We start from the raw sequence: 12,459 nt of genomic DNA, 5'->3' as shown, positions 1-12,459 counted from the left end.
CGCCGACAGGAGCACAGATGGCCCCGCCGACATGGGGTTCAAGTCGCTGGCGGCTCTGCGCTTCAACCTGACCCGACAAGAAAGGCCGGAAACCGCCTCGACGGTTCCCGGCCTTTTTCATTCACGAGCCTATCGCGCGGACGGAAAGGGCGCCGCGCGCCGAAATCAGAAGATTTCGAACAGGCCCGCAGCCCCCATGCCGCCGCCGATGCACATGGTCACGACGCCCAGCTTGGCCTTGCGGCGTTTGCCTTCAAGCAGCAGGTGGCCGGCGCAGCGGGCGCCGGTCATGCCGAAGGGGTGGCCAATGGCGATCGAGCCGCCGTTGACGTTGTACTTCTCCGGATCGATGCCCAGGCGATCGCGGCTGTACAGGCACTGCGAGGCGAAGGCTTCGTTCAGTTCCCAGATGTCGATGTCGTCGACCTTCAGGCCGTGACGTTCCAGCAGGCGCGGCACGGCGAAGACCGGGCCGATGCCCATCTCGTCAGGTTCGCAACCGGCGACGGCGAATCCGCGGAAGGCGCCCAGCGGGGTCAGGCCGCGCTTTTCGGCTTCCTTGGCCTCCATCACCACCACGGCGGCGGCGCCGTCAGACAACTGGCTGGCGTTACCGGCGGTGATGAACTTGCCGTCGCCCATGACGGGCTTGAGGCTGGCCAAGCCTTCCAGAGTGGTGTCGGCGCGGTTGCACTCGTCCTTGTCGACCACGTAGTCAACGAAGGACTCTTCCTTGGTTTCCTTGTTGACCACCTTCATCTTGGTGGCCATCGGGACGATCTCGTCCTTGAACAGGCCGGCGGCCTGGGCGGCGGCGATGCGCTGCTGGCTGCGCAGGGCGTATTCGTCCTGGTACTCGCGGCTGACATTGTAGCGCTTGGCCACGATGTCGGCGGTGTCGATCATCGCCATCCACAGCGCCGGATGGGTCTGCATCAGTTTCTCTTCGGTGATGTGGAAGCGGTTCATATGACCGCCCGCATTGACCAGCGAGATAGACTCGACGCCGCCGCCGATGGCGACATTGGCCCCGTCATTGCGCACATAGTTGGCCGCCGTGGCGATGGCCTGCAGGCCCGACGAGCAGAAGCGGTTGATGGTCTGGCCCGAGGTGGTGACCGGCAGACCCGCCCACATGGCGGCGTTGCGCGCGACGTTCATGCCGGTGGCGCCTTCGGGACCGCCGCAGCCCAGGACCACGTCCTCGACCTCAGCCCCTTCCAGTCCGGCGCGCGACACGGCGTGCTGGATGGCGTGGCCGGCCATCGACGCGCCATGGGTGTTGTTGAAGCCGCCACGGACCGACTTGGCCAGACCGGTGCGGGCGTAAGAGACGATGACCGCTTCGCGCATAGAGGCGCACTCCCCGTTAAACGTTAGTTTGAATTGGTGGCCACCCTAGACCGTCTCGTTGCGGTGCGAAAGATCACGCGTGCGTAAAGGAAAACCATCCCTTCAGGGGCTCCAGCGTGGCTTTGTGATCACAGTGTTATCTGTGTCTAACGCCCTGATTCTAATGCCTTCGTTTCGCGTTGACTTTCATCAAGACGAGGGTGAACCCTGCCGGTGCGTCGGGAGTGGCAACTCCAAGAACGCCAAAAACACCAGGGAGGAAATCATGACCATCGTGTCGTCGCGCGGTCGTGCGCGTGCATTGTTCGGCGCCAGCGCGCTCTCTTCGCTTCTGGGAGCGGGCCTTGTGGCGCTGCCGTCTGTGGCCACCGCGCAGCAGGCTGATCCGAACGCCATCGCGGAGATCATCGTCACCGCCACCAAGCGCGACGCGACGATCCAGGACATTCCCTTCTCCATCAACGCCCAGACGGAAAAGGACATCCAGCGCTCGGGCGCGGTGACCCTGGAAGACCTGTCGCGCAACGTGGCGGGCCTGACGATCCAGAACCTCGGCCCGGGCCAGAGCCAGGTGTCAGTGCGTGGCGTCTCGGCCGGCCAGGTCGTTCGCGACCAGCCCGGCGTCAAGGAACAGGTCGGCGTCTATCTCGACGAGTCGGTGATCTCGCTGTCGCTGTTCACGCCGGATGTCGATCTCTTCGACCTGAACCGCGTCGAGACCCTGCGTGGTCCGCAGGGCACGCTGTTCGGCTCGGGCTCGGTGGGCGGCACGATCCGCTACATCACCAACCAGCCCAAGCTGGGCGTCTCGGAGGGCACGTTCGAGGCCAACGCCAACCTCGTCGACGGCGACGCGTTCGGCGGTCACGTGAAGGGCGCGGTGAACATCCCGATCTCCGACAAGATCGCCATGCGCGCCGTCGGCTACCTGACCCAGTACGGCGGCTTCATCGACGCCCGCAAGGAAGGCGGCAAGATCGACAAGAACGTCAATGACGGCACGCGTCGCGGCGGCCGTCTGTCGTTCTATATCGAGCCGAACGAGCAGGTGAGCTTCACCCCGCGCGTCGTCTACCAGGAGATCCGCGCCGGCGGCTTCAACCGCCAGGAAACCTTCAACCTCTTCGCCAACAACAACACCACCACCCGGCCCAAGATCCAGCTGGGTGAGCGCGAGCAGTACCTGCTGCTGGACGAGCGCTTCTCGGACAACACGCTGCTGGCGGACATGACCGCCAACTTCAAGTTCGACGCCGCCACCCTGACTAGCGTCACCAGCTTCATCAGCCGCGACATCACCGTCAGCCGCGACGCCAGCGCCCTGACCGGTAGCGTCTCGGTGGATTTGGGTTATCCGGCGGCGGCGGTGCTGCTGCCGTCGAACCTGCGCGACACCACCGACCTCGAGCAGTTCACCCAGGAACTGCGCCTGGCCTCGACCAGCGATGGTCCGCTGCAGTGGGTGATCGGCGGCTTCTATTCGAAGGTCGACCGCGTCTACAACCAGCGCCTGCCGACCACCGGCTATGACACCTACACCGACGCCGTCCTGGGCGTGGGCACCTCCGCCGCCGTCGCCAACGGCTTTGGCAAGGACTCGCCCTACAACGCCTACCTGCCCTACGACATCAAGCAGAAGGCCCTGTTCGGTGAGCTGAACTATACGGTCGGCAAGCTGACCGCGACGGCGGGCGGCCGCTATTACGACTTCAGCGAAACCCGCCAGTTCAAGTCGGGCGGCCTGTTCGCCAACGGCGACAACCGCACCGACAAGACCTCGTCGGACGGCTTCACGCCGCGCTTCCTGCTCAGCTATGAGGCCAGCGAGACGGTCACCTTCAACGCCCAGGCCTCGAAGGGTTTCCGTCTGGGCGGCGTGAACGATCCGCTGAACATCCCGCTGTGCTCGGCCCAGGACCGCGCGATCTTCGGCGGCTATCAGAACTATGACGACGAGACGCTGTGGAACTACGAAGGCGGCGTGAAGTCGCGGTTCGGGCGCGTCACCCTGAACGCGGCGGCCTTCTACACCGACATCAAGAACCTGCAGACCACTCTGGACGCCGGCTCGTGCTCGTCGCGTGTCGTGTTCAACGTGCCCAAGGCCCACACCAAGGGCGTCGAAGCCGAGCTGACCGCGCGTCTGGCCAACGGCCTCGACATCGGCCTGTCGGGCAGCCTGCTGGAAGCCGAGTTCGACTCGACCGTGAAGGACGGGACGGGCGCGGTGATCGGCGGCATCCGCGAAGGCAATCGCCTGCCGTCGGTGCCGAAGTTCCAGGTGTCGTTCGACGTCACCTACAGCAAGGAAGTCCGCCCGGGCGTGAACGGCTACCTGAAGGCCTCGCTGCAGCACGTCGGCAACCGCTTCACCCAGGCCAGCGACCAGGAGAACAATCCGCGCTCGTTCGTCTCGGGCCTGGCCTTTGGCGGCGCCACGGGCACGGTCCCGACGGTCGTCAATCTCGAGCTGCCCAGCTACGAGATCGTCAATCTCAGCGCCGGCCTGGAGATGCCAGACGGCGTAGATCTGACGCTCTACGTCAACAACCTGTTCGACGAGAACGCCCTGCTGTCGTTCGACCGCGAACGCGGCGGTCGCGCCCGCCTCGGCTACGCCGTGGGGCAACCGCGCACCATGGGCGTGACGGTCAGGAAGTCGTTCTAGGGGTAGACACCTTCCCGGAACGGGGAAGGGGCGGTCGCTTCGGCGGCCGCCCTTTTTCTTGACGCCTCTATCCGGCCGGGCGCACCTTGGTGAACAACGATAAGATAACGGGAGGACGGCCATGGGTGATCGCGCCTACGATCTGGTCCTGCGGGGCGGCGTGATGTTCGACGGCGCGGGCGGGCCGGGCTTCCAGGCCGATGTCGGCGTGCGGGACGGCGTTATCGTCGCGGTCGGCAAGGGCCTCGCCGTCGGCGCCGATGAGATCGATGCCCGAGGGCGGATCGTCACGCCGGGCTTCGTCGATATTCACACCCACTACGACGGCCAGGCGACCTGGAGCGGCCAGCTGGGTCCTAGCTCCGGTCACGGCGTGACCACGGTGGTGATGGGCAATTGCGGGGTCGGTTTCGCCCCGTGTCGTCCGGAAGACCACGACCGCCTGATCCGCCTGATGGAAGGCGTCGAGGATATTCCCTTTCCCGTGCTGACCGAGGGCCTGCCCTGGGCCTGGGAGAGCTTTCCCGACTATCTCGACTTCCTGGCCGGCCGCGCCTTCGACGTGGATGTCGGCGCCCAGCTGCCGCACGCGGCCTTGAGGGTCTATGTCATGGGCGACCGTGGCGCGAACCGGGAGCCGGCGACCGACGCCGACATCGCCGCCATGGCCGCGATCGCCCGGCGCGCGGTCGAGGCGGGGGCCTTGGGCTTCTCCACCTCACGAACTCTCAATCACCGCACCAGCGATGGCCAACCGACTCCGACCCTGACGGCCGGCGAGGACGAGCTGACGGGGATCGCGCTCGGTTTGGCGGCCGCCGGCAAGGGCGTGCTGCAGGTGGTGTCAGACTTCATCAAAGGGCCCGCCGAGCTGGCCATGCTGCGCCGGATCGTCGAGCGGTCCGGGCGGCCGCTGTCGTTCTCGCTGGTCCAGAGCCCCAAGGCGCCGCAGGGGTGGCGGACGCTGCTGGATGGCGTCGCCGCCGCCGTCGACGCCGGCCTGCCGATCAAGGCGCAGGTCTGCGGCCGTCCGGTCGGGGTGCTGTTTGGCCTAGAGCTGACGCTCAATGCGTTCAGCCAGAACCCGGTCTTCGCCGCGCTGAAGGACCGCCCCTTGGCGGATAAGGTTGCGGCCCTGTCCGACCCGGCGTTCCGCGCCCGGCTGCTGGCCCACGACGGAGAGGCCAGGGGGCCCTTCGCCGGCAGCGCGCTGCGGGCCTGGGACAATCTCTATCCGATGGGCGGCGTCGATCCGGACTATGAGCCGACGGCCGACAAGACCGTGGCCGCGATCGCCGCGCGCGAGGGTCGCGACCCGGCCGCCGTCGCGCTGGACGCCATGCTGGCCCAGGACGGGCGGGGCATGCTGTACCATCCGTTCCTGAACTACGCCGACGGATCGCTGGATCCCAGCTTCGCCATGCTGAGCCATCGCGACACCGTGCCGGGCCTGTCCGACGGCGGGGCGCATGTCGGCATGATCTGTGACGGCAGCTTCCCGACGAGCAACCTGATCCACTGGACCCGCGATCGGACGCGGGGGCCAAGGATCCCGCTGGAGACGATGATCGCTCGCCAGAGCCGCGACACCGCCCAAGCCGTGGGTCTGCTGGACCGAGGCCTGATTGCGCCCGGCTATCGCGCCGATCTCAATGTCATCGACTACGAGGGCTTGAGGTTGGAAGCGCCGCGCGTGGCCTATGACCTGCCCGCCGGAGGGCGTCGCCTGACGCAGCGCGCGCACGGCTATGTCGCCACGGTCGTCGCCGGCGTCGTCACCCAGCGCGACGGCGAGCCGACCGGGGCCTTGCCTGGCCGCCTCGTGCGTGGCGTCCAGGCCGCGCCCCTCGCCCTGGCGGCCGAGTAGTGGCTACTCGCCGAAGCCCTTGCCGGGCGCGAAGGGCGAAAAGCGGATCAGCCGCGAGTCTTCCACCGCCGCCTGACGGTGCTTGACGTGCTCGCGGTACTCCGGGTTCGTGACCATCGCCAGGAAGGCGCCCGCGTTGGGATACTCGGCGATGAAGGCGAGATCCCAACGCTCGTCGCTCGGACCGGTCAGCACCACCTCGGGGCTGCCCGCCCAGACCTGCCGCCCGCCCAGTCCCTCGAAGATCGGGCCGGAGGTGCGGCCATATTCGCGATAGGCGTCCAGGCCCGTCATGCCCTTGCCGTGATTGGGGTGACCGACCGGATAGTCGGCCAGGGGCTTTAGCCGGATCAGGTTCAGCATATGGATCGGCGTGTCGCGCGGCAGGGCCTTGAAGGCGTCGAACTGCGCGCGGGTCGGGTCGATGTTGGACATGGCGTTTCCCCTCTGCCTTGGCGACGATGATGACGCCTAGGCGAGGCGTTCCGCCAGCCTTCCTTAGCGTCACCGCCGCGGCAGGATCGTCAGACCGTCGGCCAGCTCGTTGCGGTCGTCGCCGCGCGGGGGGACGTGGGCGGCGAGGATCGCGCCGGTGCGAGTGACGGCGGCGACGAAGCCGTCGGCGACCTTGCCGCGCTTGAGGCCCGCGACGAGGTCGGCGACCACCTCGTCCCAGACAGCATTGGGCGCGGCCTTGTAGATGCCCTCGTCGGCGATGACCTCGACGCGATGCTCGGCCAGGGCCGCGAAGATCAGCACGCCGGTGCGGTCGCGGGTGACGTGCAGGCCGTGGCTGAGGAACTGCTCCATCGCCGCGCGCTTGACGCGGGCGGTCTTCAGCGCGCCGGGCGTCAGGGCCCGGCGGATCGGCGGGATCGACACCAAGAGGGCCGCGAGAACGAACACCACCAGTTGCAGGACGATATAGGTCGAGAGCGCCGACAGGATCGCGCCGTCCTGAGCCGCCTGGTGTCCCACGCTCCAACCGCCGAACAGGCGGGTCAGCATCTCGGGGCGAAAGCCGGCGAGCAGGGCGCCGGCGGGCAGCACCAGCGCGGCCGCAGCCGCCCAGACCAACGGCGTCTCGCGGTAGTCCGATACTTCGGGCGTGAGGACGCAGAAGATCTCACCGGCGGTGGTCTTCTCGGCCTGCGCCACCGCCTGGGCGATGCGGTCGAGATCGTTGGGGGTCATGCGCCTTACCATCTCACCACCGTCCCGAACTGCCGCCGCCGCCGAACGAGCCGCCGCCGCCGGAAAAGCCTCCGCCGTCACCGCCGCTCCAGCCTCCGCCGCCGCGTCCGCTGTTGTTCAGCGCGCTGAGGATGATCCAGGGCAGGGCCGAGCCGAGGCCGCCGCGCCGGCCCCGGAACAGGCTGGAGAACACGAAGATCACGAACAGGAAGATCAGGAAGCCGACGATGGGCGAGCCACGCGATTCGTGACGCTCGGGACGGGCGGCGTCCGCCACACGCGCCCTGGCCTCCTCGGGCGGCAGGCCCAGCTGCTCGATCATGGCGTCGGCGCCGGCGACCACGCCGCCGGAGAGATCGCCGTCCCGGAACTTGGGCAGGATCGCCGACTGGATGATTACACTGGACAGGGCGTCGGTCAGGACGGGCTCCAGGCCATAGCCGACCTCGATCCGCACCTGCCGGTCATTGGGCGCGACCAGCAGGATCGCGCCGTCGTCCTTGTCCTTGTCGCCGATCCCCCAGGTGCGGCCCAGGCGATAGCCGTAGTCCTCGATCGGATAGCCTTGCAGGCTGCTGACCGTCGCCACCACCAGCTGATGGCCGGTGCGGGTCTCGAGTGTTTCGAGCTTGTCGGAGAGATCGCGCTCGACCTCGGGCGACAGCACCTGCGCCTCGTCGACGACGCGGCCCGATAGCGCCGGGAACTTCGGCTCCGCCAGAGCGGGCAGGGCGAAGAGCGCCGCCGCCAGCATCAACAGCCACATCCTCATCCGTGCAACGGGGGAGGTGGCGCGGCGCGTAGGCGCGCCGTGACGGAGGGGGCGCAAGCGGCGTTTGGACGCCCCCTCCACCGCTTCGCGGTCCCCCTCCCCCGTTCTACGGGGGAGGATGAAAGCGGTCATGGCCACAGGCCTACTGCACCTTCGGCGGCGTCGCCGTCGGCGGGCTGGAGAAGTCCACCGTCGGCGCGCTCTGGGCGGCGGCGGTGGCCTGGAACAGCTGGGCCGGCTTCTGGTCGCTGTAGAGGGTTTTGGCCCACAGCAGGCTGGGGAAGGTCCGCAGGGTCGTGTTGTACTTCTGGGCGGTCTCGTTGTAGTCGCGCCGCGCGATCGTGATGCGGTTTTCGGTGCCTTCCAGCTGGCTTTGCAGAGCCAGGAAGTTCTGGTTCGACTTCAGGTCCGGATATTGCTCCTGGATGACCATCAGGCGGCGCAGCACGCCCGACAGCTGGTCCTGGGCGGCGGCGAACTTCTGGAACTGGGCCGGGTCGGTGATGGTCGAGGCGTCGACCTTCACCTGGGTGGCGCTGGCGCGGGCCTGGGTGACGGCGGTCAGCACGTCCTTTTCCTGGGCCGCATAGCCCTTCACGGTCGCGACCAGGTTCGGGATCAGGTCGGCGCGGCGCTGGTACTGGTTCTGCACCTCGGCCCAGGCGGTCTTGGTCGCCTCGTCCTGGGTGGGAATGGTGTTGATCCCGCAACCGGCCAGGGTGGCGGGGATGGCGACGACCAGAGCGACGCGCGCGGCGTTGCGGCCAAATCGAGAGATGGCGACACGGTTCATCAAGAGCCCTCCAGATGCGGTCATATCTTTCCGCATACCGCTGTTAGATAGCGTGGCCATGACACTACGTCAGGTCGCGCAGGATTAAACCTTCGACATGTCTCGCCTGGCTCTCGGCGTCCTTCGAGGCTGCTCACGAGCGCGCGCCAGAGAGTGAGGACAACGGCGCGGATCGCACAAGGCTCCTCATCCTGAGGCGCGCGGCCTAACTTTCCGCGAAGGCCTGCTTGCGCGGGCCCATATAGCCGAACAGCCAGGCGGCGACCTTGCGCATCTGGATCTCCTCGGCGCCCTCGGTGATCCGATAGCGGCGGTGGTGGCGGTAGATGTGCTCGAACGGCTTGTGGCGTGAATAGCCGATGCCGCCGTGAATCTGCATCGCCCGGTCGGCGGCCTCGCAGCACAGGCGGTTGGCCCAGTAGTTACACATCGAGACCTTGTCCGAGAGGCGCTTTTCGACCTCCGGCTTGGACATCTGATCCATCTCCCAGGCGGTCTTGCGGATCAGAAGGCGCAGCATCTCGGCCTGGGTCGAAAGCTCGACGATCGGGAACTGGATGGCCTGGTTTTCCGACAGCGCCTTGCCGAACGGCTTGCGGGCGCGCGCGTACTTGATGCTCTCCTCGATGCAGTAGACGGCTGCGCCGAGGCTCGAGGCGGCCTGGCGGATGCGGTTCTCGTGGACGAAGTGCTGGGCGAGGGCCAGGCCGCCGCCTTCCGGGCCGAACATGGCGCTGTCGGGGACCCAGACGTCGGTGAAGCTGACGCGCGGGTGGTCGGTCGGCATGTTGAAGGTCCAGAGATACTCCTCGATCTTCACGCCGGGCGCGTGAGCCGGGACCAGGAAGGCGGTGATGCCCCGCGCGTCGCCGTTCTGACCGCTGGTGCGCGCGAAGAGGCAGCAGTGCGTGGCCACGTGCATGCCGGTGGTCCACATCTTCTCGCCGTCGATCCGCCAGCCGGCCTGGCCATGACGCGTCTCGCGGACCGCCTGGGTCTCCATGTGGGTCGCGTCCGAACCGTGGTCGGGCTCGGTCAGGCCAAAGGTGGGGCGGAAGGCGCCGCGATCCAGCATGTCCTCGATCAGGTGCTGCTGGTCGGGCCGGCCGAAGTCGCGGATCATCAGCACGAACGGATTGTTGCCGACGATCGAGTGCTCGTTCTGCAGGTCGTTGAACAGGCCAAGACCCTTGCTCGCCAGATGCTCGCGGATCACCGCCATGCCAAGGTTGGTGCCGTCCTGGCCGCCGTAAGCCTTCGGCAGCGCATAGCGGTAGTGGCCCGCCTGGTCCGCCAGCTTGCGGGCCTTGGCGAGCAGTTCCTCCCATTCGTGGCGCGGCAGGCCGCCGGCGTCCCAGTCGGTGCGGGCCCATTCGCGGCGGTGGTCGAAGAAGCGCTGGTTGTCGTCCTTCGCCTGGAGCGGGGCGATCTCCTTCGCGATGAAGGCGTCGAGCTCTTCGAGATAGGCCGAAAGTTCCGGTGACAGTCGGAAGTCCATGGTCAAGCCTCCCTGCGCGCATTGTTCTCTTTATAACGGCGACTAAAGCGCGGGCGGCGGCGGGGGCCAATCGTGCCCCTGCGGAACGGGCCTTAACCGGTCCTTGACCAGAACGGGGTTACACTCGCCGCATGATCACCATGGCCGCCTTCGCGATCATCGGCGCAGCGCTCGGACTTTTCGTCCGACCGCGGGTGCTGGGCGTGGTGTTGCCGGTGCTGCTGGCCGCGATTGTCGAGGGCTCGGTCCTCTGGATGATCGGGGTGATGGAGAAGCAGCCGAACCGCGAGCTTCTGATCGATCGTCTGCAAACCCTCTTCGGCGAAGGGTGGGTCGGCGCGATCGGGCCGGTGGCCGCCGCCTTCATCGGCGCGACCATGGCCGCCTTGATGAGCGCCTTCACCGATCCGGCCGGTCCGGGACCCGTGCTGACCGCCGACGGCATCCAGCGCCGGGTCGGCAAGGACGGCCGCTACGCCCGCGCCAAGGGCATGGTCGAGGAACGCGCCATCCACGCCAAGGCCGAAAGCCGCATCGACTCCATCCTCGGCCTGTAGCGGCTCGCCGTTTCCGCGCGAGTCGGGCCGTGTTTCGCTAGAAATCTGCGTTTTCCGAAAATGCGACGCGCAAGCAAAATTGCCCTTGCGCAATTTCTTATCACTGATATCTAAGCGATGCTTAGTTCGGACCCGAAGCACCGGTGGGGATACCGGCGCCGTCATCCCCGGGGTCGAGCGGCCAGTACGCGTTTTCACCGATCCTCGATCTGACCGCAACGTCCCCAAAGCCGGAGGGCTCTCTCATGAAGCTCCGTTCGCTGGCGGCTGTCGCCGCCCTGTCTGTTTCCATGTTCGCCGGTTCGGCCTTCGCCGACGGTCGCATCGCCGCTGCGCTGGACGCGCCCGTCGCGGCCAAGACCAAGGTTGTGGCCGGCGGCGCCGTGTTTGTCTGCGAGGGCGCCGAGTGCGTCTCGGCCCAGGCCCCCTCGCGCGCCCTCACTGCGGCCGCCTGCAAGGCGCTCGCCAAGGAAGTGGGTCGCGTCGCGGCCTTCGGCGGCGAAACCAAGTCGCTGGACGCCGAAGACCTGGCCCGCTGCAACGCCTCGGCCAAGGTCGCGGCTAAGTAAGAACACCTATCGCTTTACCCTAGTACCCAGACGCGTTTTGGGCCGCCGTTTCTCCGGCCCGGTCTGGCTGTTTCCTCGAGCATTCGCCTTAATGGGGCGGCGGGTTTTCCCGCCGCCTCTTTTTCTTTTTCGGCGACAGGACTAGTTGAAGCCCATGGACAAGAGCCTCGCCGCCCAACTGGAATCCGTTCTGTACAAGGCCGCAGGCGAGGGCGCGTCTCTGACCTCGATGACCGTGGACTATGGCGCAGCCGAGGTCGCGGGCGAGCTTGAAGCCAAGGCCTGGATCGAACGCGCCACCCGCAGCCTTATCTTCGCGCAGGCGGAGCTGCGCCGGGCCGATGGCGGCCTGGCGGCTTCGGGCTCGGCGATATTCCGTCGCTCCGAGGTCTGAGCGAGCGCTCGGTTGCTCCCCTTTGGTTGCGACTGCGAAAGGCCCGTGTTATCAGGCGCGCGGCTTCGGACGGGGCGGCGCGTCAGCGCCGACCGTCCATGTGCTTTTTTCAAGCGCGTTCAAGCCTTTAAGTCGCGATGAGGGTTAAACTTCTTGTCGGCGGCGATTTGCAACGCACCGGGCGGATACCAAGTGGCGGACGAAACCAAGGCGACGGATGCGGGTCAGCGCTATGCGCAGTCCCTCTTCGAACTGACGATCGAGAACGGCAATCTGGCTAAGGTCGAGGCCGACCTTAAGAGCCTGAAGGCGATGATCGCCGACAGCGCCGACCTGCGCCGCCTGATCGAAAGCCCGGCCTTCTCAGCTGAGGACAAGGGCAAGGGTCTCGTCGCCGTGGCCGTGAAGGCCCGGTTCGACATGCTGACCACCAAGTTTCTGGGCCTCGTCGCGGCCAACGGTCGCACCGGCGACCTCCTGGGCGCGATCTCGGCCTTCGTCGAGCTGTCGGCCAAGCATCGCGGCGTGGTGACGGCGGAAGTCGTCTCGGCCGCCGCCCTGTCGCCGGCCCAGCTGAAGGGCGTGCAAACCGCCCTGGCCCAGGCCCTGGGCAAGACCCCCCGAAGTTTCCACGCGCGTCGATCCGTCCCTCCTGGGCGGTCTGAAGGTGCGCGTCGGTTCGCGTCTCTTCGACGCTTCGCTCCGTTCGAAGCTCGATTCCCTGAAATTCGCCCTGAAGCGCGCCTGAGCGTATAAGCGCGCCCAAAAAGATTAGATCGCAGAGAGCCCTGAAG

Annotated in this window: 11 protein-coding genes and 1 pseudogene; 6 read left to right on the top strand and 6 right to left on the bottom strand. The window is 67.0% G+C overall.

Annotated elements, in window-relative coordinates:
• Nucleotides 1-165: 165 nt before the first annotated feature.
• Entirely contained in the window at nt 166-1,353 is a 1,188-nt protein-coding gene (locus OVA11_RS01375; protein WP_268065713.1) for an acetyl-CoA C-acyltransferase, read from the bottom strand.
• A gap of 265 nt (nt 1,354-1,618) precedes the next feature.
• Between OVA11_RS01375 and OVA11_RS01370 the strand changes: the two genes are divergently transcribed.
• Nucleotides 1,619-4,021: a TonB-dependent receptor gene (locus OVA11_RS01370; protein ID WP_268065712.1), complete on the top strand. Its 2,403-nt coding sequence runs from the start codon at nt 1,619-1,621 to the stop codon at nt 4,019-4,021.
• 121 nt (nt 4,022-4,142) lie between these two features.
• Nucleotides 4,143-5,888: an N-acyl-D-amino-acid deacylase family protein gene (locus OVA11_RS01365; protein ID WP_268065711.1), complete on the top strand. Its 1,746-nt coding sequence runs from the start codon at nt 4,143-4,145 to the stop codon at nt 5,886-5,888.
• Between the two features lie 3 nt (nt 5,889-5,891).
• Here OVA11_RS01365 and OVA11_RS01360 read toward each other — a convergent pair whose 3' ends face one another.
• The 5 genes from OVA11_RS01360 to OVA11_RS01340 all read right to left on the bottom strand — a co-directional run bounded on the left by OVA11_RS01360 (nt 5,892) and on the right by OVA11_RS01340 (nt 10,151).
• The gene (locus tag OVA11_RS01360) at nt 5,892-6,323 is read right to left on the bottom strand and encodes a DUF1330 domain-containing protein (RefSeq protein WP_268065710.1); all 432 of its coding nucleotides are present in this window, start codon (nt 6,321-6,323) and stop codon (nt 5,892-5,894) included.
• A gap of 69 nt (nt 6,324-6,392) precedes the next feature.
• Nucleotides 6,393-7,082, bottom strand: a complete 690-nt coding sequence (locus tag OVA11_RS01355) for a TPM domain-containing protein (protein WP_442780884.1) — start codon at nt 7,080-7,082, stop codon at nt 6,393-6,395.
• A 13-nt stretch (nt 7,083-7,095) separates the two neighbouring features.
• Nucleotides 7,096-7,986, bottom strand: coding sequence for a TPM domain-containing protein (locus tag OVA11_RS01350; protein ID WP_268065708.1), 891 nt, complete (start codon nt 7,984-7,986; stop codon nt 7,096-7,098).
• Nucleotides 7,987-7,996: 10 nt separating this feature from the next.
• Complete coding sequence (locus OVA11_RS01345) at nt 7,997-8,647, bottom strand: LemA family protein (protein WP_268065707.1); 651 nt, start codon at nt 8,645-8,647, stop codon at nt 7,997-7,999.
• Between the two features lie 205 nt (nt 8,648-8,852).
• A complete protein-coding gene (locus tag OVA11_RS01340; RefSeq protein WP_268065706.1) occupies nt 8,853-10,151 on the bottom strand; it encodes an acyl-CoA dehydrogenase family protein in 1,299 nt (432 codons plus the stop codon).
• Between the two features lie 134 nt (nt 10,152-10,285).
• On the opposite strand from OVA11_RS01340, the gene OVA11_RS01335 reads away from it, so the two are divergent.
• The 4 genes and pseudogenes from OVA11_RS01335 to OVA11_RS01320 all read left to right on the top strand — a co-directional run bounded on the left by OVA11_RS01335 (nt 10,286) and on the right by OVA11_RS01320 (nt 12,413).
• Nucleotides 10,286-10,702, top strand: a complete 417-nt coding sequence (locus OVA11_RS01335) for a hypothetical protein (RefSeq protein ID WP_268068868.1) — start codon at nt 10,286-10,288, stop codon at nt 10,700-10,702.
• Nucleotides 10,703-10,947: 245 nt separating this feature from the next.
• Complete coding sequence (locus tag OVA11_RS01330; RefSeq protein WP_164468237.1) at nt 10,948-11,271, top strand: CC_3452 family protein; 324 nt, start codon at nt 10,948-10,950, stop codon at nt 11,269-11,271.
• Between the two features lie 154 nt (nt 11,272-11,425).
• Entirely contained in the window at nt 11,426-11,665 is a 240-nt protein-coding gene (locus OVA11_RS01325; protein ID WP_268065705.1) for a PaaI family thioesterase, read from the top strand.
• Nucleotides 11,666-11,857: 192 nt separating this feature from the next.
• Nucleotides 11,858-12,413, top strand: a pseudogene (locus OVA11_RS01320) (F0F1 ATP synthase subunit delta).
• The last annotated feature ends 46 nt before the right edge of the window (nt 12,414-12,459 follow it).

Origin of the sequence: Caulobacter sp. SL161 (assembly GCF_026672375.1) — a bacterium.
Taxonomy (GTDB): domain Bacteria; phylum Pseudomonadota; class Alphaproteobacteria; order Caulobacterales; family Caulobacteraceae; genus Caulobacter.
The sequence above is the reverse complement of the archived record's forward strand: the minus strand, read 5'-3'. Positions and strand labels throughout refer to the sequence as shown.

Excerpts from the sequence above, each read along its gene's own strand:
- OVA11_RS01375 (WP_268065713.1), bottom strand. The coding sequence starts at position 1,353 with ATGCGCGAAGCGGTCATCGTCTCTTACGCCCGCACCGGTCTGGCCAAG.
- OVA11_RS01370 (WP_268065712.1), top strand. The coding sequence starts at position 1,619 with ATGACCATCGTGTCGTCGCGCGGTCGTGCGCGTGCATTGTTCGGCGCC.
- OVA11_RS01365 (WP_268065711.1), top strand. The coding sequence starts at position 4,143 with ATGGGTGATCGCGCCTACGATCTGGTCCTGCGGGGCGGCGTGATGTTC.
- OVA11_RS01360 (WP_268065710.1), bottom strand. The coding sequence starts at position 6,323 with ATGTCCAACATCGACCCGACCCGCGCGCAGTTCGACGCCTTCAAGGCC.
- OVA11_RS01355 (WP_442780884.1), bottom strand. The coding sequence starts at position 7,082 with ATGACCCCCAACGATCTCGACCGCATCGCCCAGGCGGTGGCGCAGGCC.
- OVA11_RS01350 (WP_268065708.1), bottom strand. The coding sequence starts at position 7,986 with ATGACCGCTTTCATCCTCCCCCGTAGAACGGGGGAGGGGGACCGCGAA.
- OVA11_RS01345 (WP_268065707.1), bottom strand. The coding sequence starts at position 8,647 with ATGAACCGTGTCGCCATCTCTCGATTTGGCCGCAACGCCGCGCGCGTC.
- OVA11_RS01335 (WP_268068868.1), top strand. The coding sequence starts at position 10,286 with ATGGCCGCCTTCGCGATCATCGGCGCAGCGCTCGGACTTTTCGTCCGA.
- OVA11_RS01330 (WP_164468237.1), top strand. The coding sequence starts at position 10,948 with ATGAAGCTCCGTTCGCTGGCGGCTGTCGCCGCCCTGTCTGTTTCCATG.
- OVA11_RS01325 (WP_268065705.1), top strand. The coding sequence starts at position 11,426 with ATGGACAAGAGCCTCGCCGCCCAACTGGAATCCGTTCTGTACAAGGCC.